We start from the raw sequence: 23,765 nt of genomic DNA, 5'->3' as shown, positions 1-23,765 counted from the left end.
GCCCATGAGTGACGTTCGTGAGATCGTGGAACGGCTAGGGCTGACCGGAGAAGCGGAGGCCGCGCTTCATGTGGCGCTGTTGCGAGAGCTTGCCCAGGGTCAACCGGTCACCATTGAGCGACTCGCGAAGTCGCTCAGCTGGGCGAAGGGCCAGGTAGTGTTGGTGTTGGGAAAACTGCCTGGCGGAACCATTGAGTACGACTGCGAAGGACGGCTAATCGGCTACGGCATCACACTGCATGAAACCCCGCATGCGTTTGTCGTAAACGATCAGCCGCTCTACACCTGGTGTGCACTTGATGCCTTGATGTTTCCAACCGTTATTGGCGAATGCGCGCAGGTTCAATCGCGTTGCCCACATACCAACAAGCCGGTCACCTTGACGGTTACGCCACAAGAGGTGATTTCGCTCCAGCCAGAGGACGCTGTCATCTCTTTAGTATCGGTGGCTGCAGAGGGGAACATTCGGAGTGCCTTTTGTTGCGACGTCCTCTTCTTTGCCTCTCGACAGGCCGGGGAGGCCTGGTACCGAGATAAACCGCACACGGACATTGTGAATGTTCAGGAAGGTTTCGAACTGGGTCAGCGGATTGCGCGCCTTATGCTCGACAGCGCAAGGAGCCACTCGCATGACGGTTAATACTCGAATGGTAAAACCCAGCCTTGAAAGTGGACTGGGGCCACAAACAGAAGGCTACGTCATTTCCGAAGCAGCCCGTCTCTGTGGCCTGTCTGTGCATCAGGTTCGGACTTATCTGGATATGCGATTGGTGTACGCCTGCGGTACTACCCAAGGCGGTTTTCGCTTATTCGATGACGGCTGCCTGGAACGGCTGAAGTTGATCTGTTCATGTCGTGAGGCCGGCCTCGGTCTTCCCGAGATTACTGACTTTATACATGCGCTCGACACCGGGGATGAACAGCAGTGCCGCGCAGCCAAACGGCAAATGCACTATACGATTGCTGTTAAAAGAGCCGCGCTGCATCGCTGTACTCAAGTACTAACAAAGGCTGCGAGTCGAACCGGAGGGAGCGCTTTAATCCGGCCTTAAGTTCCAGCCGGCACTGGGACAGTGGTCGACCGAACAGGCTTTTCTGTCCATCCCATTCTTTTCGTATCGAGATATCGAGGTGATCATGAGCAATAATACCAACCACTTACTTGACGATGCACAATCCCGAATGGCCGACATTTATGAGCGGCTGGAGGTGGCTGATGATAGTCGTCACCGTTTGGGGCAGCCCAAACGCATCCATCAGGCAAGTTTATCGGTGCGCATGGATGACGGCTCATTGCGTGTCTTTCCGGCCTGGCGAGTGCAATACGACGATACCCGTGGACCAACCAAGGGCGGTATTCGTTTCCATCCGAACGTAACCGAGGATGAGGTCGCGACACTGAGCCTATGGATGACGTTAAAGTGCGCTGCAGTCGATCTCCCGTTTGGTGGTGCCAAAGGCGGTATTTGTGTTGATCCGAAGACCCTCTCCCGCTTGGAACTGGAGCGGTTATCACGTGGCTACATCCGCGCATTTCACGATGTGATCGGACCCGACCGCGATATTCCCGCACCCGACGTCAATACCAACGCCATTGTCATGGGCTGGATGGTGGATGAATACGCCCAGATCGCCCGGCGGCACGTCCCCGGTGTCATTACCGGTAAACCCCTCGGGCTGGGGGGCTCCATCGGCCGTGAGGAGGCCACCGGTGCAGGCGCGTTGCAGGTGTTGGATCTGTGGGCGAAGCGGCAGAACAAAGAGCCTCACGAATTGAGTGTGGCCATTCAGGGATTCGGCAATGCCGGCCAGAATTTTGCTCGTCTGGCACACCATGCCGGTTATAAAATTGTTGCATTGTCCGACTCCCAGGGTGCCATTTACAATGAGGACGGGTTGGATCCTGAGCCAATCCTGCGTCACAAAAATCGTACCCGCGAACTCAAAGGCATGGTCTATTGTGGCGATTCCGTTTGCGACGCCGCGGAGACGGAGACGCAGACCCTGAGTGGTGACGAGTTGCTGCAACTGGATGTCGACGTCCTGGTCTTGGCCGCGCTGGAAAACCAGATAACGGACGCCAATGCGGACCATATCCGGGCCAAGACCATTGTCGAGATCGCTAATGGCCCCATCAGCACTGGCGGTGACCAGATTCTGCAAGGCCGAGACATCACGGTGATCCCTGACATCGTTGCTAATGCCGGCGGCGTTATTGTCAGTCATCTGGAATGGGTTCAAAACCGAATGGGTGATTACTGGTCGGGGGATACAGTCGAAAAGCAACTCAGACAGCGTCTTGAGCGTGAAGCGAATGCATGCTTTGACTTGGCGGACGAGAAAGCCGTACCTCTACGCACGGCAGCCTATCTCCAAGGCGTCCGGCGGATTGTCGATGCCATGGCGCAACAGGGCACCCAGGGCTATTTCAACGATCGCCGAGGATAAGGAGTAAAGCCATGTTTGACCATGAGCCGGTCATCCGGCTGGGGGTCTTCACGGGCATCCTGCTCTTAATGATGCTTGCCGAAGCAGCCGCACCACGTCGTGATCAGCACTACACTCGCCGACAACGGTGGCCAAATAATCTCTTGATGGTCGTAGTGGATACGTTGAGCGTTCGGCTGTTGTTCCCCGTGGCAGCCGTTGGAGCAGCAGTGATGGCGAATGAGCAGGCGTGGGGACTGTTAAATCTAGCCAACCTACCAGTATGGTTGTCGGTCATTCTGGCGGTGATCGCGCTTGATCTCGCGATCTACTTGCAACATCGTGTCTTTCATGCGGTGCCCTGGCTCTGGCGCTTGCATCGTATGCATCATGCGGATTTGGAATTTGATGTAACAACGGGCCTGCGTTTTCACCCGCTGGAAATTGTGCTCTCCATGGCCATTAAAATTACTGTCGTGGTTGCGCTGGGAGCGCCTGCGCTCGCGGTGCTGATTTTCGAAGTCATCCTCAACGCTACCTCAATGTTCAACCACGGAAACGTGCGGTTGCCTCAAGGCCTGGAGCAAAGGTTGAGACGGGTGGTTGTCACACCTGAAATGCACCGCGTACACCATTCGATTGTCCCTGAAGAGACAGATAGCAACTTCGGTTTTAATTTCCCTTGGTGGGACCGGCTTTTTGGCACCTATCGGGACAGGCCTTCCGCCGGTCATATTGGAATGGTCATCGGCATCGAGGAGTTTCGAGAGCCGCAAGACCTCCGGTTGGATCAGATGCTTATCCAGCCATTTCGTAGTACCTACCGACGCTCCCGATCATTGTAAGCAATACTATCGTCAGGAGTTCTTGTTCTTCATTTAACCGGAAAGACCTCGTCATGGGGCGTTGGTATCAAAGGACTGTGCATGAGCAGCCTCCACGAAACCGCCTATCCGCGACTGAAGGCGGACGTCTCCGACCAGGAATTGGCAGAAATCTATACGCCCACCGCCAAGGAGCGATCTTTTGCCAGAAAGTATGGCCGAACACCGGCCGCTCGTGGAGCCCTGCTAATTCTCCTGAAAACAGTGCAACGTTTGGGCTACTTTGTCAGCCTCAAATCCGTTCCAAAATCCATTACGACGCATATTCTGGCCTGCGAAGACCTTTCACATCTCGCATCGAGCCAGCTCAGGGAATACGACCGCAATGGCGGCGCCCGTCAGCGGATGCTGGACATGATTCGTCAACAGGTGGGCATCAAGGCGTTTACCGTTGAAGGGAAGGCTGTCGTACGGGACTTGGCGCGTGAAGCGGCCACTACCAAACAGGATCTCGCGGACATCATCAATGTGGTGATCGAAGAGCTCGTGCGTCAGCGTTTTGAACTACCGGGTTTTTCAACGCTGCAACGAACAGCGCGTCAGGCTCGCAGCACGGTTAATACGGGCTACTTTCGGACGCTCGATGCGGGTTTGACAACGCAGCAAAAACAGGAATTTGACCAGTTGCTGTGTGTGCCCGACGATTCTCCGCACACCAGTTGGCATAAACTGAAACAGAAACCCAAAAAACCAACCAATACGGAGGTGAAGAGGTATCTTCAGCACCTGGAATGGCTTCAGGGTTGGTGTCAAAGGTTACCCGCTGTTGATCACATTCCGGCCGCCAAGTATCACCACTTCATACTGGAAGCACGAGCGCTGGGCGCGGCCAACATCAAGGCCATGCAGACCACCAAACGCTATGCCTTGATGATTCTGCTGGTTCATGCCCAGTTGCGACGGGCGATGGACGATGCCGTCAACATCTTCGTTCACAAGATGCGCAATATCAAGACCAAGGCTGAAGCCAATCTGAGCCAGTATCACCTGGATCACATGAAGCGCATGGACAAGCTGGTCGCTCAACTGCGTTATGTGCTGACCGCCGTCCAGGAATTGCCGACGGATTCCGAACGAGGTGCCCGGGTGGCGGCGGCAATCCAGAGCGACCCTGACGAACTGCTGGCCGAGTGTGAGGAACACATGACCTATGCCGGCAACAATTTTATCCCGTTCATGCTGCAGCCTTATCGCTTGTTACGCCCCCTGTTATTGATGGCGCAGAACTTGGGGGTGTGTTGCTCGCCCTTGCTGGTGTCGGTGGGTACCACCTCGTAATCCAGACCGGCTTCTTCCAGGAAGAGCGCGATCTTGGCGGAATCAGGAGTCGGAAGCTGAACTCTATACCAATACGGTATTCATCCTCCCATTCGCGGGAGTAACACAGTCTACCGATTATGCGCCGAACGGAGATCTCGCTTCCGCAGGCCAATCTAATTTCAACAATAACAGTTGCGTGGCTGTAAAACTCTTCAGGCACGGATGGAATCGCAATGCCGACGCCATTGCGATTGAAATCGATGCCGCGCCCTTTGATCACTTTACCGGAACATTTCTCTCGTATAGCTATTCGAAGGCTAGACGCCGGCTGGCGTTCATAAGGTGTTACTTCAGGGATCGCCGGCCGCCAGTTCAAAATGTGATCGATCAAGACGAACCTTTATGCTTTTCACGCTTATGTGATTCTATCTCAGGGCCCTCTCTTCCCTATTTGAGTTCCGGCCATTTTCTTTACACAGTGAAACTTCTGTCGTTACATCGCCCGGCCGGCGGTATCGGAAAAGCGCCTGTCACTAACATCCGAACCCAAACCGTCTGGTGAGTTGCAAGACCACACGCCGGCCGAACGCCGCACGGCCATGACCTGGGCACAAAGATTAAAGCGCGTGTTCAAAGCTTCCGCTCCTGCTCCTGCTCACGCCCCTGACCTACATCCCTGTAGGCCACCTCGATATCGAGACGTGCGGTGAATGCGGTGGCGCCGTCAAGGTCATCGCCTGCATCGAAGACCCGGTGGTCATTAAGAGGATACTTACCCACTTGAAGGAAAAAACCAGCCCAGAGTCAACAAATCTGTTGTCTTCAGTGCGGGCGCCGCCTCAGGCGGAGCTGTTCGGCTGACGCCGGAGATAACAACCATTCCAATCAAATTGCTGCGGCACTGACGGAGCGGCAGAAGATGCTATTGGCTTGAAGGCAAGCACTGGACGGAAATGGGCGAAAAGCCTGGGAAAGTTCAGGCACTGGGGTGGAATTCAGCGCAGATTGTCCAGCGATCAGGGCGAAGAGTGGGGAGGGCAGTTATTCAGAGGCGGTGGATTTCTGGAAAAAAAGGTGTTTATACTCATTATACTCCAGCGTAGTGCTATTGGACTGATCAGTCCCGAGGCCTTTGAGGCCAGGAAAGTCGCGTAACCCGGTGTTCATGATGACTGGGTAAGAACAGTTCTTTCGCTGGATACCTTTCCTGACGACCACTCGCCTAAAGAGGTGTTTGCAATGAGTGTGAAACGACCCGGCATCGATACGCTGGAAGCCATCTCCGACTATTACGGCTTCGATCTTTCCTCCGACGAGCTGAGCGAGTTCAAGTCCGCCATTGCCGGCTCCATGGCGATCTATGATCGCCTGGACGAGCTCGCGGATGAATCGCTGCCGGTAAAATATCCCCGGGCCGACGTAGGCTATCGCCCGCTCGGTGGCGACAACCCGTTCAACGGCTGGGCATGGAAATGTTCCGTCCCAGGAGCCGAGGACGGGCCGCTGGCCGGCCGCACGGTGGCCGTGAAGGACAACATCCTTCTGGCGGGCGTGCCTATGATGGTCGGCTCGCCGATCATGGAAGGCTTTGTCCCACGCGAGGATGCAACGGTTGTTACGCGGCTTTTGGATGCTGGCGCACATATCATCGGCAAGACGTCAGTGCCGGCGTTCTGCATCGACGGCGGTGGCTGCACAGGCTACCCCGAGCCGCAGCCGGTTAATCCCCATGACCCGGAGCGTCTGGCTGGGGCGTCGTCCAACGGCAGCGCCGTGGTGGTGACCAACGGCGAGGTCGATATGGCGCTCGGAGGAGATCAGGGTGGCTCCATCCGACTGCCGGCCTCCTGGAGCGGTTGCTACGGGATCAAAGGCACGCATGGACTCGTACCTTACACAGGCATTTTCCCGATTGAGCTCACGCTTGATCACGTGGGGCCGATGGCGCGCACAGCCGAGGACTGCGCCCGCATGCTGGAGGTCCTCGCCGGGCCGGACGGGCTGGACCCTCGGCAGTGCAATGTTCGCACCGCGAAGTACACGGAGTCGCTGAGTGAGAACCTCACCGGCCTACGTATTGGCATCCTGCGGGAAGGATTCGGTATCGCCGATGTCAGCGAATCGGACGTGGACGCCGCCGTGCGGGAGGCGGTGGGCGTTCTTGAGAAGGCCGGGGCGAGCGTCTCGGAGGTGTCGGTGCCCATGCACAGCGACGGCCTCGCGATATGGAGTGCGATCGCCTTTGAGGGGGTTACCGAGCTAATGGTGCGTGGCGATGCCTTCGGCACGAACTGGCGCGGCCACTACAGTACTCAGCTCATGGACTTCTATGGTCGGGCGCGCCGGGCCCGCGGCCATGATTTCAGCGATACCGTGAAGGCCACTGTCCTCACCGGGCACTACATGTCCGAGCAGTACAATCGGCACTACTACGGGAAAGCTCAGAATGTCGGGCGGCGTCTTGCCGGCGAGTATGACCGGGCCCTGCAGCAGTGCGACCTACTGGTGATGCCCACGACCGCTATGAAGGCCGTCCGCTGGCCGGCTGACAAGAGTCTCGAGAGCACGCTCGCCGGGGCGCTTGGCAATCTTCACAACACCGCCCCGTTCGATGTCAGCGGGCACCCGGCAATGAGCGTTCCGATCGGGCTGTCTGAGGGCTTGCCCGTGGGGATGCAACTCGTCGGCAAACGCTGGGACGAGGCGACGGTGCTCAAAGCGGCCCACGCCTACCAGGTCGCCGTAGGGTAATTTGGGTGTTCGATACCGAGCGGAGTCTCGCCCGGTCGTCCCCAATGCATCCGCAGACGACCGGGTTAGGCTCCACTTGGAAGTCTTCCAGCAGCAGCAGAGCAGACCCTGAGCTATCCCCAGAGCTCAGACCCCAAGGGCGCGGCACCACGCCCGCATCAGGCACAAACACCTTCGAACATGTCGACATCGTCAGGTAATTCGTGGGAGGCCCCAGGACCCGAACCCGTCAGTCTCTACCCCCCCCGCTGGCGTTGTCCTGCTCCACGGCCTCAAACATGCGAGCCGGTAGGTCGGGGATCGCCGCCTTGACTCGGTTCCAGCTGGGGATGAAGGGTCGCTCGCCGGGGTTATCCAGAAGGTATTGCCCGCCTCGAGCAGATTGGCGGCGAACAACTTGACTGCATGCTCTTCGCCGTGTCGATCTAGACTCAGGCCGTTCATCACGGCGTCGTGGTCGTAGGCTTCGATCAGATCCAGTGTCAGCCGATAATAGGTGGCCTTGAGGGTACGAAACCCTTCGGCGCTGAAGATCACGCCCTGGGTGGGCAGCTTGTGATCGTAAGCATCGGCCAGATCCACCTGGCAAAGCAGCTTGGTGGAATAATTGCGATGCACTTCGGAAAGCACGCCGATTTCCAGGCGCCAATCGGCGGGGATGCGAATGCCATCGAGCACTTCGGTGCGCATGGAAAACTCGCCGGAGAGCGCATAGCGATAGCTATCCAGATACTCCAGGTAGGGTAAAGGACCATGCATTCGCTTGAGCGCCCGCAGCAGCGGCGTGACCATCAGCCGCGAAACCCGCCCGTTAAGCCGCCCCTCCGCGATGCGTGGGTAAAACCCCTTGCAGAACTCGTAATTGAGGTGTGGATGCGCCACCGGGTAGAAGAGTCGCGCCAGCATGCCGCGCTCGTAGGTGAGGATGTCGCAATCGTGCAGTGCCACTACGGTACCCCGCCCGGACGCCTGCACGTAGCCACCGCAATACCAGACATTGCGCCCCTTGCCTGGCTGCTGGGGAGCCAGTCCACGCTCATCAAGCTCTGCGTCCAGCGCACGCAAGCGTGGGCCATCGTTTCAGAGCCTTCCCTTCCAGCCGATCCAGGAAGCGATCAGCATTCACGAGACTGTCTTCGGCGATATACAGCCAGATATCGAGCAGGTCTTGCTCGGCTTAGGGGGAGATGATCAGCGTTGGCATTATTGGCTGTTTCCAGACAGACGTTTGTGCCCTTTGGCTTTAATCGCCTTCATGTCCATTGGTTCTACTGAGGCGTTAAGTCTCGTATTAATGATCGAAATAATTTCCTCCTGATTAAGTGTTTAAGCCCCGGGAGGTTGCTTTTTATGGCCACCGAGCAGTACAGGCAAAGGCTACAAACCGGTCAACCTCTTCCCGGTTTTCACCCTCACCCCATTCGAACCCGATTGACCTTTTCGCCGTCGCTTCCACCAGAGGGCGTTTGACGATACCCGGCGAATCGTAATTATCCGGGATAATTGCGACCCCAACCCCTTCTTCAACCAGTGTCAGCGCCCTGTCATCTTGATTGGTGACATACGCAACGTCCAAGCGCACGCCGTTCGACTTGATCAGGTCCTGAAATACCCGACGGTACTCGCAATGAGAGCGGGCGATAAAGGGTTCATTTTCCAAGTCTGCGAGCCTCACCGACGAGGATCGGCTAAGGTGATGGTGAGAGGCCATTGCCACCATGTAGGTTTCTGAGAACAGCTCTTTTGAATGGCTGAATTTCCGACCGCTATCGGGCCTGTCCTGCAGTAATGTCAGCGCCATATCGATTCGACTTTCCTGCGCCAATCGCTCCAACTCCACTTCGGTAGCATCGAACACACTCAACCGCAAACGGGGATTCTCCCGGCGGTATTGCTCAATAAGCCGAGCGACATGGGCAATGGACAGGGTATTGACCACCCCCAACCGAAGCATACGTAGCACATCATGATGTTTCAGCTCATCTTTGGCCTTGGCGCACTCTTCAACGATCAGCTTCGCTCTTTTCAGCAGCATTCGACCCGCCGGAGTCAGGACCACATTGCGCTTGTTACGAGTGAACAGCTTGACCCCCATCTCAGCTTCTAACTTGGAGACCGAGGCGGATAGCGCCGGTTGTGACACGAAAGCGCGTTTAGCTCCCCGGGTGAAGCTTTCCAATTCGGCTGCCGCCAGAAAGAGGCGTAACTGTTGTAACTCCATACCATAAGCCCTGGTTGTCGTAATCATAGATACAATCGATTATATTTATCTTAAGCAGCGCGATAAGCTTTTTCCAGCCAATAAAAAAATCAGGAGCAGAAGATGGCAACCATTGACAGACCCATTGCCTTAGTGGTCGGCGCCGGGGATCACCTGGGATCAGCCATCGCCAGGCGCTTTGCCCGGGAGGGTTTCCATATTGTGGCCACCCGTCGTCGTGGTGACCTGGACACTCTGGTTAGCGATGTCCGGGGACTTGGCTCGGACGCCACTGCGATGTACTCCGATGCCCGCGACGAAGAGCAGGTGATCGGACTGGTCGAGAAGGTGGAAGCGGAATTGGGGCCTATCGCCGTTACGGTATTCAATGTGGGCGGCAATGTGCGCTTTAGCATCACTGAAACCTCCACGCGTGTCTATCGCAAGGTCTGGGAGATGTGTGCCCTAGCCGGCTTCCTGCTGGGACGGGAGGTCGCCAAAAAGATGCTGATCCGCAACCAGGGCACAATTCTGTTTACCGGTGCCTCGGCCAGCGTCAAGGGCAGCAGCGGCTTCGCAGCTTTTGCTGGAGGCAAGCACGCGTTGCGGGCATTGGCCCAGAGCATGGCTCGGGAGCTTGGACCGCAGGGGATCCACGTAGCGCATGTGATCGTCGACGGTCTGATCGAAAACGAATCGACCGCAGCCGTTCTACCTGATCTGTATGCCAGCAAAGGCGAGGACGGCATTATCCAGCCGGATGATCTGGCGGAAGTCTACTGGCAGCTCCATAACCAACCCCGAACCGCATGGACCTTCGAACAGGATATACGCCCCTTTGCCGAGCCTTGGTAACTACCTGCATCATGACAAGAGGAATTAATAATGAGTAAAACCATCGATTTCTATTACGACTATGTGAGTGCGACGTCCTACCTTGCCTGGACGCAACTTGCCGGTCTGTGTGAACGAACCGGGGCAAGCATCAACTACAAACCGATGCTATTAGGAGGCGTTTTTAAGGCCAGCGAAAACATCAGTCCAATGACGATCCCTGCCAAATGGGAGTGGTTTAAAAAGGATCTTGAACGTTATGCGGACCATTACGCAGTCCCCTACACACTCAATCAACATTTCCCTTTCAGCACGGTTAACGCCCTGCGTGGTGCCTTATGGGCGCTTTCCAACAATCGGATCGAAGACTATAACCGCGCCCTGTTTTCCGCCGCCTGGGTCGAGGGGAAAGATCTCTCGTCTAAAGAAGTTCTGGCCGAGGTGCTAAACGGTGCAGGCTTTGACGCTGATGTGGTGATGGAAGCAATGACACAGCCGAAATTCAAAACCGGATTAATTCAGGCAACAGAGGCGGCAGTAGAAAGAGGCCTATTTGGTGCTCCCACGATATTTGTGGAGGACGATCTGTACTTCGGCCAGGACCGCCTGGAGTGGGTTGAAAAAGCGCTGATTTGACCAAAACCCAATGTAACGATTTTGGTCACGATTTCGGCTTTGATAAAGCAACGGGAAAACGATGAGCAATAACACCGAACGATTTAAGATCCTTAGCGCCGGAGTCTTCAACTTGATTCTGGTGATGGGTGTCGCCCGTTTTTCTTACACTCCGATGCTGCCCATCATGCAGGAGCAGGCCGGACTAGGTGTAGCGGCTGGCTGGCTATGTTCGCACTAAGTGTTGAAAACTTTCTGTCATAATGAAATCCGCCATAAAATCAGTTGGTTGATTTATTTTTGATTGATTATGATCGAACCATCGAAACCAGCCAAGATAGTGGGGTAGATATTTGGTGGCGACACCGTGAAAACTCTGGATCCAGCCCTTGAGTCGTTGATGGTAGTTGTTCACCCTTGAATGTGGAAGACTGACGCTTTGACTCTTTCACCAACACTGGCGTTGAGCACCTTGTGCTCAGGATGGTGCTTACGGGTCAATGTTTCAAAGGTCAGATGACCGTCTGTACAGAGAACGATATCTCGGTTTAACAGGGGGAGCAGATGCTGCTCTACATTTTTCAGAGTGAAGTGTTTGAGAACAAAGTCGGCCTCACCAGCGCGGCGGTCACGAGCCACCAGAACGGGCACTCACGTGACTCTTTTTTTGTTGTCGTTGCCTCGCTTGCGAACAGGCCGTTTAGCAATTTTGCGTTTGCCTTTGAATGATTCGCGGAACATTGTTTGATCAGCTTCTATGATGCCAGTAAGTACAGGTGTATTAAGGTAATCTGCCAGTTTTAGGAAGCGATGGCGCCAGCGGAAAGAAGTGGACAGATGAACGTGGCAACGCGCTGCTGCTTTACGCAGTGCTTCAGAGCTAAGCATGGAGTCTGCGTATTGCATCCAAAGTTCGCGTTTTCGTAGTCGAGCCAGCGGCGTGCCGGTTAAGGCCGTAAAGGTTTTGTGACAAGCTTTACAGCGATAGCGCTGTAAATGTTTGAGAGTGCCCCAGCGATTAATGTGATCATGGTTGCACTTAGGGCATCTAAGATCGGACTGAAGTTGCTGTTCAAGATGCTCGATGATTGCAGGTATTGCGTCGGGATGCTGCAATCGCTCCAGGAGCAGGTGTCGTTGACAGGGGCTGAGCGAGTCAATGGCTATAGATAGTTGGTTGGTTGAAATCGACCTGTTTCATTAGAAACCTCCGACAATTTCTGGGGTTTCCTATAGTTTAGTTCAGGATCAACACCTAACCCGAACATAGCCATGCCCATCAATGGCCGCGAAGCGAGAAAAGCCTCGATCAACGCCGGTTGGACTACCGCCGCATCGCTCACTCGTTCATCGATCAGGAACCGATCGAATAATCGCAAGGCCCGCTCTTCAGTATCGAATTTACGGCCAAGCGCTCGCTTGTAACTCAAGTAGGCAGAAAAATCTTTGCCCAGTGCACTGCAGAATGAGGCGTTCATGGCAGCAGCTCCTCGTGATCCAGCGCCACCGTGCGCAGAGTTTCCACATCCACCTTGGAATAGATACGGGTTGAGCTCGGGGATGCATGACCGACGTAATCGCCGATGATTTTGAAGTTGAACTCGGCATCGACCAATCGCTGCACGCAAGTGTGTCGCAACGTGTGGGAACCCGGGCGACGAACATGAATACCCGCCTTGCGCAGGTATTGTGTCACCTGGTTGGCCAGGGTAACCGCCGTCACAGGTCGGATAGGTGCCACAACCCGGAAGAACAACCTACGCTCCTCCGTGTGTGGGCGCGCATTTTTTAAATAGTCGAGGATCGCTTCACCGACTACCGAAGAGAGAGGGTAGGCTGTGGTGTGGCCCGCCTTGCGCTGAGGCACCAACAGGCGTTCTCGCTTCCAGTCGATATGATCCAACGTCAATCCGGCCACCTCATGGCCGCGCAGTCCATAAGTGACGAGCAACAGCAGAATCGCGTAGTCACGCTTGCCAAGGGCACTGCGTCGATCAACAACATCGAGCATGCGACGGACTTCGTCCCAGGAGATCGAACGCGGGAGATCGGCCAACTGATACCGGTGTTCGGCGACAATTAGGATGACCGGTTAACGACAATTATCTTGGCCGGTTGGGTGTAACAATCGGTACTTTGTTTTCCACTGTGGAGCACAAGGTGCCTGGTCAACACATAACCAACCGACAAGAGGAGCTGTACATGCAGCACCGACAAAATGGCGCAAGCCAAGAAGTAGCTGCCGCCAAGGCAGGCGTTTCTGTCCGATCTGGGCGACGCATCGAGACATCAGCACAAAAACCCTGCCTTGACACCGAGCGGCAATGGCGTACCCGAGAAGATCCACTGGAAGCGGTTTGGGAAACAGAGTTGCTCCATCTGTTAGAAAATGAGCCTAAGCTGACCGGTACAACTCTGCTTGATTATCTGCAAGAGCATTACCCTGAGCACTACGATCAGACCATTCTGCGCACCCTGCAACGCCGTGTGAAGCTCTGGCGGGCGCTACACGGGCCGGAACGCGAGGTCATTTTTCGCCAGCAGGCGGTTGTGGCGCAACAGGGGTTTTCTGATTTTACCCACCCCGACAACCCGGTTACGATTCAATCCAAGACCTTTCCACACCTGCTCTATCAATTTCGATTGGCCTACAGCGGTTGGCGCTCGGTTACCGTCGTTCAAGGTGGTGAGAGTTATGCGGCTCTGGCGGCGGGCTTGCAGCGAGCCTTACAACAGGTGGGTGGCAGTCCCATTGAGCACCGCACCGACAGCTTAAGCGCGGCACGCAATAACCGTCAAAACGTGTGGACTGAGGCTTATAGCGAGCTGTGCCAGCATTACCGCATGACACCCACTCGCAATAATCTGGGGCAGTCCCATGAAAACGGCGTGGTGGAGTGCGCCAATGGCTCGCTCAAGAAACGCTTGGCACAACAGTTGTTATTGCGCGGTCACAGTGACTTCGACGGTGTTGCGCACTATCAGGCTTTTATTGATCGCGTTGTCGACAAGCTCAATCAGCGCAACCGATCGCGCGCGCTTGAAGAGCAGGCGGCCTTGCAGCCTCTGCCGGAGTTTACGGCGGCCGAGTATCAGACCCTCCACCTTAAGGTGACGCGCAGCTCAACGATCGAAGTCCGGCGCGTTGTTTACACCGTGCCATCGCGGCTGATTGGAGAGTCGGTACAAATCCGGTTGCACCACGACAAGCTGGTGCTGTTCGTCGGACAGCAGCCGGCACTGACATTACCGCGCATTTACCCCAAACCTGGCGAGAATCGCGCCCGCAGCGTCAATTACCGGCACGTTATCCGCTCGCTGGCCTCGAAGCCGCAGGCCTTCCGTTACTCTCAGTTGCGTGATGACTTACTCCCGGACGACAACTACCGTCAACTCTGGCAGCTTGCGGATACGCACCTTGAAGCCCGAGAAGCCTGCAAATGGATCGTGACAACATTGCGACTGGCCTTCGAGTACGATGATGAACAGTCGCTGGGGGAGGATCTGCTGATTGAGGCCCAAGCAGGCCGGTTCGCGTCCATTACCGAGATTCAGTCACGCTACCTTCGCGGCAACCCAGACCTCAAGTGCTCTGCATCAAGCCAACACACCTTAGTGAGCTACGACGAGCTACTGTCCTCGATCAACAGTCAGGAGGCACAGATATGACAGGCTCTGTCGCTTTACTGTTAAAAGAACTCCGTCTGCCGGCCTTCCACCGTCATTACCAATCGCTCTGGGAAACCGCCATTGAGAAGAACTGGTCACACACCGATTACCTAGCGGCATTGTGTGAGTACGAGCTCTCAGACCGCTACCAGCGCCGGACCCAGAAGTGGGTACGCGAGGCAAAACTTGCCGCCAACAAGACCTTCTCAGCGCTTGATCAAAGCGCGTTCAGCCGCCCCTGCAACACCGCACTGGCAAGGCTGCAACAAGACAGTGACTGGGCACACCATGCCGACAATGTGCTGTTGATTGGCCCCAGCGGCACTGGCAAAACCCATATCGCTAATGCACTGGGTCATCAACTCACCGAACAGGGGGTACGCTGCAAACTGTTCCCTGCCATAGCGCTGGTTCAGCACTTACAACAGGCCAAGCGCGATCTCGACTTGATGACAGCCATGACACGGCTGGATAAATACAGGGTCGTCATCATCGATGACATCGGTTATGTAAAAAAGACGGATGCAGAAACCCAGGTACTGTTCGAGTTCATCGCCCATCGCTATGAGAGTGGCAGTCTAATCGTCACAGCCAACCAACCATTTAGTGAGTGGGATCAAATCTTCCCAGACAGCATGATGACTGTAGCGGCCATAGACCGGCTGATACACCACGCAACTATTATCGAATTAGAGGGGGAAAGTTACCGAAGACAGCAGCATCTCAAGCAGGCTGCAAAGAGTAAGAAGTAAGACCACCCAACCGGCCATCATAGTTGTCGCGGACCGGACAGGATAGTTGACGCCGAACATACCGGCGCGGGGACTCAACGGTAGCGCCGAGATCGCGGTTGCTCAGCCGCTCGCAGTACAAGTAGCGCAGGAAAACCCGCAAGGGACTGCACAACCCTGTCATGGAATGCTGGCTCAGGCGGCAACCGCTCTCCACTACAAACGCGCTGAGTACAGCTGGCGTGAGCTCGGACAAATGCAGTAGATTGATCCGCGTCAGGTAGGCTTCCAGGTTACGCAGATAATGGCCATAGTACCGAAGAGACTGTTCACGCAGGCCCCGTTCCTCATGCAGATAAGCAAAGAAACCCGGCGCCTGATCCAGGAAGGGATCTCGACTGGTGCGTCGCCGACCTCCCCCGCAGAAATCGGGCAATATCAGGGAGAGCAATTGCTCGATCGGTGCACGAGCATTATTGGCCACCCATCGCTTTGCCTGCCATGCGTTCTCGGCATGAACCTTTACCCAATGCTGGACATAGGCCTCGACATAAGTCGGCAGCTCGCTCCACTGCGTGGCACCATGATCGCGAGCAAACTCGCCAAACTGTCTCAGGAGCGGGACTCGCCGCACTATTAACCTGGGGCTATACCCATGCCCGGCTAGCCACGCAACGTACTGCTCAATCGGTTCCCCGATCCAGGATGCACGGATCCCATCAATGGTATCGGGCTTAACGAAGTAATGTTCTAACATGACAATCTCCTTTCTAGGGGCTGTTGACAATTGCTCGTAAGCCTTTGAAAGGTAATAGCAAGCTCGTATAATGAAGTTCCGAAACAACAATCAGACGAGCCCGCAGTGCCCAGATACAGGCTCACAGAGGAGCTGGGGTCCAAGCTAAGAGAAATATGGCTTTAATTCAGCCTCTATGACAAGGCAGGCCTGCGCAGGACAGTCGAAGGTATTCTGTTCAGAATGCGTACTGGCATACCATGGAGATATCTGCCAGAGCATTTCGGCAAGTGGAATTCCATCTACAAGGCGTTCAATCACTGGTCGAAAAAAGGCCTCTGGAAAAAGCTCTTCAACGTGCTGAAAACAGACTCCGATCTGGAATGGGTCTTCATTGAAGGCCGCTCTGTAAAAGCGCACCAGCACAGCGCCGGAGCCGCTGGTGGCTACGACGAGAATATCGGTAAAAGCAGGGCTGGCAACACCTCCAAGGTGCATCTGGCGGTGAATGCTTACGGCTTGCCGGAAGTGTTCACCATGACAGGCGGTCACATCAATGACTGCACTGGAGCGCCAACACTCATCGAAAAAATTGACGCTGCGCAGGTGCTGATAGCGGATAAAGGCTACGACAGCCAGATATGACAAACTGACTCGTCATTATGAGAGCATCGTGTTATTGGCTTGCGCATTTCTCTGGCTGCCGATGTGAATTGTCAACAGCCCCTAGGGAAACGCTGATCAAAGGCCAAGCACTCAAAAAACTCGTATCGCCGTCTCCAAACAGGCGGCATTTCATCAATTTTCCAACGCACAATCGGGATTATGCAGACAAAACGCATCTTTGGGCGCATTTTCCGCCCTTTTGGTAGATTTTAGGCACACTGAGGCCGCTTCAGTCTCCGTGCCAGTACGAGATTGGCCAGACCAAACATTGTAAAAAGCTGCGCCGTATTCTTTAGCAGCCCTCGATAACGCACTTTGCGATGCCGGAACAAGTTCTTGATAACGTGGAATGGATGCTCCACCTTGGATCGAATCTGCGCCTTAACCCGTTCCCGCTGAACGACGAGATCTTTGCGGCGACCCGCTTCCATCTTCTTTAGTTTTCCTCGTTTTTCAGCAACATGCCAGACGACCGTCGACTCCTTGAAAGACGCGCGTTTGGCCACGCCGGTGTAACCCGCATCACCAAAGACATCCGTTTCATCACCCTGCAATAAGTTTCCAGACTCTGTGATATCCGCCACATTGGCTGCGGTGCCTGTCAGGCTGTGAACCAGTCCCGAATCCGCATCAACGCCGATATGGGCCTTCATACCAAAGTGCCACTGATTGCCTTTTTCGGCTTGGTGCATTTCAGGATCGCGTGCCTTTGCCCGGTTTTTAGTGGAGGGCGGTGCAGCAATAATAGTGGCATCGACAATGGAGCCCTCACGCATCAACATCCCTTTTTCGGCTAGATGGGCATTGATCTGCTCAAAAATGAGCTGCGTCAGCGACTGCTTTTCCAGCATATGACGAAACTTCAGCAGTGTCGTTGCGTCGGGTACAGACTCTACCGCCAGATCAACGCCTACGAAGTTGCGCAGTGCCTGGCTGTCATAAATCGCGTCTTCCAAGGCCTCATCTGACAAAGCGTGCCATTGCCGAACAAAGTACATTCGCAGCATTCGCTTCAGGGGAATGGGTGGTCGCCCGCGCTTGCCCAGAGAGTCTGGATAATACGAGGGTCCAAGCATTTTCAGGAGTCTAGACCAATGGCCCAGCGCCATGCCAGTGGCAACAAAAGGGTTTTCCGGGTTTAACAATGCCAGTACCAGTGGCCTTACCAGCCCGCCGACACTGCCAATGGACCACACCCGGCGTTGGTGTTCGGCACAATTTTCCGGTGTGGTACCCTGGCTGTAATGCTCGAACCAGCGGCGCAGGTAAATCTCGGTGTAAGGGTCCCGGTTGCTGCGGGGTTGGGTCATGTATCGGATGAAATCGTCTAGAAAGCCCTTCTGGCTGTAACCGCCCCGTTCGATGACCGAACGCATCAGTACCCGCAATAGGCCTGCGCCAAGGGTAGACTCCCCCGCATCAAGATCGTGATGATAATGCATACGCTCATCCAGAGCGGCGGTTGTGTTGCCATGCTCGCCTTCCGGATCATCAAGGGAGAAGCCAAAGTCACTGTAACTGGTCCGGTAAAAGCGGGCGTGTTGATGGAGTATGTCGTAGGGACGCCCGGAAGCCTCGGCCTTCTCCAGGTCCGGTTGATAGGTCATGCCCAGCATGAAGGCATCTGATGGGGATGCGGGGCCGGAAAATACCGGTCTATGCCCCCGGGAAACTGCTCACGAATGCGTTCGGTTGAATAGAACCAGTGCACCGGCATGGCAAGCGCATCGCCGATGAAGGCGCCCCAGAGGGCATTCTCAATGCGCCGGGCAACGGAGTTACTCATGTGGATATCTCCCTTGTCGATGGGTGCTCTCTCACTCAGGGTTGGTGGCCAGGATTTTCTTCAGAAAATCCTTCGTTCGGGGATCCTGCGGGTTGGAGAACATCTCGCTGGGCGGCCCCTGTTCCACAATCTTGCCACCGTCGATAAAAATTACCCGGTCGGCGACATCCCGGGCAAAGGACATTTCGTGGGTGACCACCATCATGGTCTGGCGTTCCGATGCCAGTTGCTTCATCAGTCCCAACACTTATTCCACCCATTCGGGATCGAGGGACGAGGTGGGTTCATCGAACAGGATGACGTCGGCGCCTGTGGCCATGGCGCGGCCGATACCCACCCGTTGCTGCTGACCACCGGACATGGAGGCGGGGTAGGCATCGGCTTTGTCTGCAAGGCCGATCCGCTCGAGAATTTCCTGGGCGCGCTGGTAAGCCTTTTCTTTTGGCCACCGGTCCACCACAACCAGCCGTTCGGCGACGTTTTCCAGTGCGGTTTTGTTAGCAAACAGGGCGTAATTCTGGAACACAAACGCGGTTCGCCGGCGTAATGAGAGAATCTCCGCCCGGCTTGCCCGGTTCACATCCACAGTAAGGTCGCCGACGGTGATTTCCCCAGCCGTGGGATGTTCCAGAAAGTTGACGCAACGTAGCAACGTAGATTTACCCGTTCCCGATGGACCAATAATGACAGTGATCTCGCCCTTCTCAATGGTCAGATCAATACCGTCGAGAACCACGCTCTTACCGAACTGTTTACTAAGAGACTTGAATTCAATCATCGGCTGTAAGCCTTATTTAGGCGAGTTTCCAGATACTTCTGCAATTGTGAAAGCAGCTCAACCACGACCCAGTACATCACTGCGGCGACGATGAACGCCTCAAAATACAGGAAGCTGCCGGATGCTTCTTTCTGGGTGGCCCCCATCAGTTCCGTGACCCCGAGGGTAAAGGCCAGGGAGGTGGCCTTGATCATGTCTATGAAGTAGTTCATCAGTGTGGGCAGAGCAACGCGGGTGGCCTGCGGCAAGACGATGCGACGCATCAGCTGAATATTAGTCATGCCAATCGAGAGCGCGGCCTCGGTCTGGCTGCGATCCACCCCGATGATAGCGGCCCGGATCGATTCCGCCATATACGCGGAAAAGTGCAGGGTCAGGCCCATGATGGTAGCGGTGACGCCGTTTATCACCGTTAACGCACTGAACAGTTGTGGCAGCCCATAATAGAACAGGAACAACTGGACCAGCAGCGGCGTGCCCCGGAAAAACGAGATAACCACGATGGTTAGTTGATTGATTATCGGGACACGCAGCACCCGCACCACTGCGAACAGGCAGGCAGGCAAGAATCAATGCCATGACCATGCCGGACCCCGCCAGTTGCAGGGTAAGGGGCAGATAGCCAAGCAGAACGGGTACCAGTCCGAGCATGTACTCTACGTTCAGCGCGTCCATAGGGTGTCAGGCCTTGTGGCGCCCCTCAGGGCTGGGTGACGTCAGTGCCAAACCATTTCTCGGAAATGGACGCCAGGGTTCCGTTCTCCCGCAGGGCCCGCCCTGCTTTTGTGTCCTGGAACGGATACGCGTTGGTGATTTGTGAGAAGGTTTTACCGGCCAGTGCCAGCGGCAGGGGTTTGTCCTTGATGATCTGGCTGGCGCTGACCCGGTCCATTACAAAGGCATCCACACGGCCAAGGGCGGTGTGGCGCTCAATATTGCTCTCGTAGGTCTTGATGTTGATCTGGTCGGCGTAGGGCAGTTCGCGCAGCAGGGCTTCGAAATTGGAGCCAAGGTTCACCGCCACCGTTTTGCCTTTTAGGTCCTCGACACCCTGAACCTCAGAATTCCCTTTCTTGACCACCACCTGGGCGCCACCATAAACGTAGGGCTCGCTGAAAATGTAGGCCTTCTTACGATCCTCCGTAATGGTGATCTGATTGGCAACGGTATCGATGCGCCCGAACTCCAGCATGCCAAACAGGCCCGAGAAATTGGCAGTCTGGAAGGTAATCTCGCGCCCCATCTCCTTGCCCACGGCGTTCATGATATCTACGTCAAAACCTTTGAGTTCGTCCTGTTCCACGAACGTGAACGGGAAATATTGCCCGGACATACCCACCCTCATCGGATCTTCCTGTGCAAGCAAAGGTGAGCTTGCGAACAAGCACATTATCAAGAGTGTATTGATCAATAGCGTTTTCATAAAGCCTCCTTCCAGCGTGCATCGTATCTGAAGCATAGACGGGTGTGAAAATTGGGCAAGGGCGGAAATCGTCGCGGCTTTTCTGTCGCTGGGCACGTTGTTGGTCATTGGAAATCCTCATTGGTCAGGCGCAGAATTGGAGATCAAGGAAGTGCACTTCTAGCGCCAGCTGTCCGCTGTTGCCTGGTGCCAGTCGCTGGCCCATGAATCCGGCGCGCAGTCCGTATGCAAGAGGCAGCCCTCATCAATACAGGGATACAGCTGGGCATAGTTCATAACACTGCCTTGATTGACCCGCCGATTAATATCCTCGGGCTCCAGGTCTTCCAATTTATCCTTGCCCAGTATGCTGAGCAGTTCCGCCAGGGTTTCCATGGAGGACTGATGGTAGTTGGCAACCCGCACGCCCTTGTCGGTAACATCCAGCTGTTTGTAGCGGGCGGGGTTCTGGGTGGTGATACCGGTAGGGCATTTGTCAGTGTTGCAGCTGCGGGACTGGATGCAGCCCAGCGCCAGCATCATGCCGCGGGCTGAGTTCACGGTGTCGGCCCCGAGAATCATCATTCGCAAGATATGAAATGCAGAGAAGGCCTTGCCGGAGGCGATAATTCTGATCTTGTCACGAACACCGATGCCTCGTAGGGCATTGTGCACAAAATGCAGGCCATCGCGCAGCGGCATGCCCACCGAGTTTGTCAATTCCACCGGCGCGGCGCCGGTGCCGCCTTCACCGCCGTCCACGGTAATAAAATCGGGCCGCAGACCGGTTTTCAGCATGGCCTTGCAAATACCCAGGAACTCCCGCCGGTTACCGGGACACAGCTTGAACCCAACAGGCTTGCCGCCCGAGAGTTTGCGGAGCTGGGCGACGAATTGCAGCAATTCCACGGGGCTGGAAAAGGCCGAGTGCCCGGGCGGTGACAATACGTCCTGTCCCATGGGCACCATGCGGATACGGGCAATTTCTTCGGTAAGCTTCGCGGCTGGCAGCACGCCGCCATGCCCGGGCTTGGCACCCTGGGACAGTTTGATCTCGATCATCTTGACCACATCCTGTGTCGCCTGCTCTGTAAACAGGTCCGGATCGAATACCCCGTCCGGCGTGCGGCAACCAAAATAACCGGTTCCGATTTGCCAGATCAGGTCGCCACCGTACTCAAGGTGCCACTCGCTGATCCCGCCTTCGCCGGTGTTGTGGGCAAAATTCCCGAGTTTCGCGCCCCGGTTGAGTGCCATCACGGCATTTCGGCTCAGAGCACCATAACTCATGGCAGAAATGTTGAACGGGGATGCCTCATAGGGCCTGATGCATTCTGGCCCACCAAAAGTAACCCACAGATCGACCGGGAGGCACTCCTTGGGTGCCAGGGAGTGGTTTACCCATTCGTAACCGTCGCGATACACATCGAAGATGGTGCCGAAGGCGCGGGTATCGTTAGCTTTTTTGGCGCGCTGATAAATCAGGCTGCGGAATTCTCGATTGACCGGAGCGCCATCGAGATCGGACTCTACAAAGTACTGCTGCAGCTCCCGCCGAACGGATTCGAACAGGTAACGGAAATGGCCAACAATCGGATAGATCTTGAGTAGAGTGTGTTTGTTCTGGGTAAGGTCACGAATACCCAAAACAATCAATGGCCCTATGAGCAACCAAGCCCAGTTCACTTCGGGCCATGCAATACTAATAAGGAGTAATACGGCGCTTAGCGCCAGACCTGAAAGAATAAAAATGTGGCGGAACACCATGAGGCAGACCCTGTTTTCTAACGATGAAGTTTTACTGTTGATCAGTAATAAACGACACGCTGTAAGCCTGGTTGTTACAGTGAATGTTCCCCGCCGTTGCCATGCTCGCATTCCCGATCGCCAAGAGAGAAGGCAAAGTTATTGTAACGGATCCGGTAAAAGCGGGCGTGTTGATGGAGTGCGTCGCAGAGACGCACGGAAGCCTCAGCCTACTCCAGGTTCGGTTGCTATGTTATGCCCAGCATGAATGCACCCGGATGACCCGATGTTTAAAGCGAGGATGAACAGCTTCAGAACTTGATGTTAATAAAATTACTTTGTGCTCTTTTCATCAGCTCGCGCTCGGTCATTGCTCCGGATCTGATTGTCTCCTCCCATCGCTTGCGTCCATTGTGTTCTGCAGAACGATGGAATAACAGGAGCCGGCCATCCACGATCTTGAAGTTGGTGGGATCAATGGGTTCGCTGCGGCCCATGGCAAGGTTATAAGGGCAGTGATTTGGAAAAGCCGGTGCGAAATTCGCGGGCGCAGCGTCAAACATCTGCTTTTGGTTCTCATCAGTAAACCAGTAGGTCGTTCCTTTGTAATTACTGTGGAACTGAGCAGAGCCCTTTTCCGGTACTCCCTGCTCAAAGTACGAAACCGGGCTGTATCCGCCGAGGGCTGCAAGCGGACTTGCAGGGTACTGGTTGTCTGCCATGACCGGCAATGCCGTAAAGCTGACCATGAGGGCCAGCAACAGTGCCTTGAGGACTGGTTGAGCGTTATTGGACATAGGATGTCTCCGCTTTAGTCATACACTTTAAGGATTCAAGGTACCGTTAATAAAGACAGAGCAGAGCCGCCGTTGTTACAGGCAAGGAGGGAGAAATTTGATTTCTCTGTAACGATCGTGGGCTTAATAGGTCATTGTTATCAAGCGTACAGTGTGGTGGAAACCAATATAGGAGCTTGATAACTTGAAATTCTGTCATTGGATACCCGCGTTTTGGTTAATGATATCCGTGGTCTCTCACTACCACGATTTTCCGCCGTACATCGAGGCCATGGCGGAGCTTATCGAGGCCCATTGGGTAGAGCACGGGCGCAAACAGAAGCTGATGCTGTCTTACCACGGCGTGCCGAAGAAATACCTGACCAAAGGCGACCCTTACCACTGCGAATGCCACAAAACATCGCGCCTGCTGGCTGAGCGTCTGGGCCTGGTAAAAGAGGAATACATGACCACCTTCCAGTCAAGATTTGGCCGTGAAGAATG

General features: G+C 55.1%; 23 protein-coding genes and 7 pseudogenes. 14 read left to right on the top strand and 16 right to left on the bottom strand.

The window, feature by feature from the left end:
* Positions 1–4 precede the first annotated feature (4 nt).
* The 5 genes and pseudogenes from merB to MELB17_RS25895 all read left to right on the top strand — a co-directional run.
* Positions 5–640 carry an organomercurial lyase MerB gene (gene merB, locus MELB17_RS20745; RefSeq protein ID WP_007352314.1) on the top strand — a complete coding sequence of 212 codons (636 nt, stop codon included), beginning with the start codon at positions 5–7 and terminating at the stop codon, positions 638–640.
* Positions 630–1,052 carry a MerR family transcriptional regulator gene (locus tag MELB17_RS23405; protein ID WP_007352313.1) on the top strand — a complete coding sequence of 141 codons (423 nt, stop codon included), beginning with the start codon at positions 630–632 and terminating at the stop codon, positions 1,050–1,052. The genes merB and MELB17_RS23405 overlap by 11 nt, the downstream gene beginning before the upstream one ends.
* An 85-nt stretch (positions 1,053–1,137) precedes the next feature.
* Entirely contained in the window at positions 1,138–2,448 is a 1,311-nt protein-coding gene (locus MELB17_RS20735) for a Glu/Leu/Phe/Val family dehydrogenase (protein ID WP_007352312.1), read from the top strand.
* Between the two features lie 11 nt (positions 2,449–2,459).
* Positions 2,460–3,272, top strand: a complete 813-nt coding sequence (locus tag MELB17_RS20730; RefSeq protein ID WP_007352311.1) for a sterol desaturase family protein — start codon at positions 2,460–2,462, stop codon at positions 3,270–3,272.
* Positions 3,273–3,353: 81 nt separating this feature from the next.
* A pseudogene (locus MELB17_RS25895) lies at positions 3,354–3,842 on the top strand (DUF4158 domain-containing protein); the annotation flags it as partial.
* A gap of 668 nt (positions 3,843–4,510) precedes the next feature.
* On the opposite strand, the pseudogene MELB17_RS26585 reads toward MELB17_RS25895, so the two are convergent.
* Positions 4,511–4,669: pseudogene (locus MELB17_RS26585) on the bottom strand (hypothetical protein); the annotation flags it as partial.
* A 390-nt stretch (positions 4,670–5,059) separates the two neighbouring features.
* Between MELB17_RS26585 and MELB17_RS24150 the strand changes: the two are divergent.
* Positions 5,060–5,432, top strand: a pseudogene (locus tag MELB17_RS24150) (hypothetical protein); the annotation flags it as partial.
* A 378-nt stretch (positions 5,433–5,810) separates the two neighbouring features.
* Positions 5,811–7,322, top strand: a complete 1,512-nt coding sequence (locus MELB17_RS20715; RefSeq protein ID WP_007352307.1) for an amidase — start codon at positions 5,811–5,813, stop codon at positions 7,320–7,322.
* Positions 7,323–7,514: 192 nt separating this feature from the next.
* Here the strand turns inward: MELB17_RS20715 and MELB17_RS20710 are convergent, their stop codons facing one another.
* A complete protein-coding gene (locus MELB17_RS20710) occupies positions 7,515–8,387 on the bottom strand; it encodes a hypothetical protein (protein WP_007352306.1) in 873 nt (290 codons plus the stop codon).
* Positions 8,388–8,670: 283 nt separating this feature from the next.
* Entirely contained in the window at positions 8,671–9,570 is a 900-nt protein-coding gene (locus MELB17_RS20705) for a LysR family transcriptional regulator (protein WP_198136529.1), read from the bottom strand.
* Between the two features lie 75 nt (positions 9,571–9,645).
* Between MELB17_RS20705 and MELB17_RS20700 the strand changes: the two genes are divergently transcribed.
* The 3 genes from MELB17_RS20700 to MELB17_RS24760 all read left to right on the top strand — a co-directional run bounded on the left by MELB17_RS20700 (position 9,646) and on the right by MELB17_RS24760 (position 11,212).
* The gene (locus tag MELB17_RS20700; RefSeq protein ID WP_007352304.1) at positions 9,646–10,377 is read left to right on the top strand and encodes an SDR family NAD(P)-dependent oxidoreductase; all 732 of its coding nucleotides are present in this window, start codon (positions 9,646–9,648) and stop codon (positions 10,375–10,377) included.
* Positions 10,378–10,407: 30 nt separating this feature from the next.
* Positions 10,408–10,992 carry a 2-hydroxychromene-2-carboxylate isomerase gene (locus MELB17_RS20695; protein ID WP_007352303.1) on the top strand — a complete coding sequence of 195 codons (585 nt, stop codon included), beginning with the start codon at positions 10,408–10,410 and terminating at the stop codon, positions 10,990–10,992.
* A gap of 61 nt (positions 10,993–11,053) precedes the next feature.
* A complete protein-coding gene (locus MELB17_RS24760; RefSeq protein WP_007352302.1) occupies positions 11,054–11,212 on the top strand; it encodes a YbfB/YjiJ family MFS transporter in 159 nt (52 codons plus the stop codon).
* 170 nt (positions 11,213–11,382) lie between these two features.
* On the opposite strand, the gene MELB17_RS23400 is transcribed toward MELB17_RS24760, so the two are convergent.
* The 4 genes from MELB17_RS23400 to MELB17_RS20680 are packed head-to-tail and all read right to left on the bottom strand — an operon-like array spanning position 11,383 to position 13,027.
* Positions 11,383–11,622 carry a hypothetical protein gene (locus MELB17_RS23400; RefSeq protein WP_007352301.1) on the bottom strand — a complete coding sequence of 80 codons (240 nt, stop codon included), beginning with the start codon at positions 11,620–11,622 and terminating at the stop codon, positions 11,383–11,385.
* Positions 11,623–12,087, bottom strand: coding sequence for a hypothetical protein (locus tag MELB17_RS24755; RefSeq protein WP_157133370.1), 465 nt, complete (start codon positions 12,085–12,087; stop codon positions 11,623–11,625).
* Positions 12,088–12,134: 47 nt separating this feature from the next.
* Positions 12,135–12,449, bottom strand: coding sequence for a hypothetical protein (locus MELB17_RS20685; protein WP_007352298.1), 315 nt, complete (start codon positions 12,447–12,449; stop codon positions 12,135–12,137).
* The gene (locus MELB17_RS20680) at positions 12,446–13,027 is read right to left on the bottom strand and encodes a tyrosine-type recombinase/integrase (RefSeq protein ID WP_227499003.1); all 582 of its coding nucleotides are present in this window, start codon (positions 13,025–13,027) and stop codon (positions 12,446–12,448) included. The genes MELB17_RS20685 and MELB17_RS20680 overlap by 4 nt, the downstream gene beginning before the upstream one ends.
* A 146-nt stretch (positions 13,028–13,173) precedes the next feature.
* On the opposite strand from MELB17_RS20680, the gene istA reads away from it, so the two are divergent.
* Together istA and istB are read left to right on the top strand one after the other, a co-directional pair.
* On the top strand, positions 13,174–14,640 hold the full coding sequence (gene istA, locus MELB17_RS20675) for an IS21 family transposase (RefSeq protein ID WP_007348517.1): 1,467 nt from the start codon (positions 13,174–13,176) through the stop codon (positions 14,638–14,640).
* Complete coding sequence (istB, locus tag MELB17_RS20670) at positions 14,637–15,392, top strand: IS21-like element helper ATPase IstB (protein WP_007348516.1); 756 nt, start codon at positions 14,637–14,639, stop codon at positions 15,390–15,392. Before istA ends, istB begins: the two co-directional genes overlap by 4 nt.
* Here the strand turns inward: istB and MELB17_RS20665 are convergent.
* On the bottom strand, positions 15,364–16,128 hold the full coding sequence (locus tag MELB17_RS20665) for a site-specific integrase (RefSeq protein WP_036185780.1): 765 nt from the start codon (positions 16,126–16,128) through the stop codon (positions 15,364–15,366). The two genes, istB and MELB17_RS20665, sit on opposite strands and share 29 nt — an antisense overlap.
* Before the next feature lie 105 nt (positions 16,129–16,233).
* On the opposite strand from MELB17_RS20665, the pseudogene MELB17_RS20660 reads away from it, so the two are divergent.
* Positions 16,234–16,819 (top strand): annotated as a pseudogene (locus MELB17_RS20660) (IS5 family transposase).
* Positions 16,820–16,982: 163 nt separating this feature from the next.
* Here the strand turns inward: MELB17_RS20660 and MELB17_RS25890 are convergent.
* From MELB17_RS25890 to MELB17_RS20625, 8 genes and pseudogenes are all read right to left on the bottom strand, one after another.
* Entirely contained in the window at positions 16,983–17,924 is a 942-nt protein-coding gene (locus MELB17_RS25890) for an IS5 family transposase (protein WP_413540303.1), read from the bottom strand.
* Positions 17,901–18,380 (bottom strand): annotated as a pseudogene (locus tag MELB17_RS25885) (ADP-ribosylglycohydrolase family protein); the annotation flags it as partial. The pseudogene MELB17_RS25885 and the gene MELB17_RS25890, both read right to left, overlap by 24 nt.
* Positions 18,377–18,559: an ADP-ribosylglycohydrolase family protein gene (locus tag MELB17_RS25195; protein ID WP_007352293.1), complete on the bottom strand. Its 183-nt coding sequence runs from the start codon at positions 18,557–18,559 to the stop codon at positions 18,377–18,379. The gene MELB17_RS25195 and the pseudogene MELB17_RS25885, both read right to left, overlap by 4 nt.
* Positions 18,560–18,590: 31 nt before the next feature.
* Positions 18,591–19,337, bottom strand: a pseudogene (locus tag MELB17_RS20645) (amino acid ABC transporter ATP-binding protein).
* Positions 19,334–19,903, bottom strand: coding sequence for an amino acid ABC transporter permease (locus tag MELB17_RS20640; protein WP_007352290.1), 570 nt, complete (start codon positions 19,901–19,903; stop codon positions 19,334–19,336). Before MELB17_RS20640 ends, MELB17_RS20645 begins: the two are co-directional and overlap by 4 nt.
* A gap of 134 nt (positions 19,904–20,037) precedes the next feature.
* Complete coding sequence (locus MELB17_RS20635; protein WP_036185787.1) at positions 20,038–20,760, bottom strand: amino acid ABC transporter substrate-binding protein; 723 nt, start codon at positions 20,758–20,760, stop codon at positions 20,038–20,040.
* Positions 20,761–20,919: 159 nt separating this feature from the next.
* A complete protein-coding gene (locus tag MELB17_RS20630; RefSeq protein ID WP_007352288.1) occupies positions 20,920–22,506 on the bottom strand; it encodes an FMN-binding glutamate synthase family protein in 1,587 nt (528 codons plus the stop codon).
* A 290-nt stretch (positions 22,507–22,796) separates the two neighbouring features.
* Complete coding sequence (locus MELB17_RS20625) at positions 22,797–23,282, bottom strand: YHS domain-containing (seleno)protein (protein ID WP_007352287.1); 486 nt, start codon at positions 23,280–23,282, stop codon at positions 22,797–22,799.
* 232 nt (positions 23,283–23,514) lie between these two features.
* On the opposite strand from MELB17_RS20625, the pseudogene MELB17_RS20620 reads away from it, so the two are divergent.
* Positions 23,515–23,765: pseudogene (locus MELB17_RS20620) on the top strand (ferrochelatase); the annotation flags it as partial.

Origin of the sequence: Marinobacter sp. ELB17, from assembly GCF_000169375.1 — a bacterium.
GTDB lineage: Bacteria > Pseudomonadota > Gammaproteobacteria > Pseudomonadales > Oleiphilaceae > Marinobacter.
This window is presented reverse-complemented; position numbering and strand designations above follow the sequence as displayed.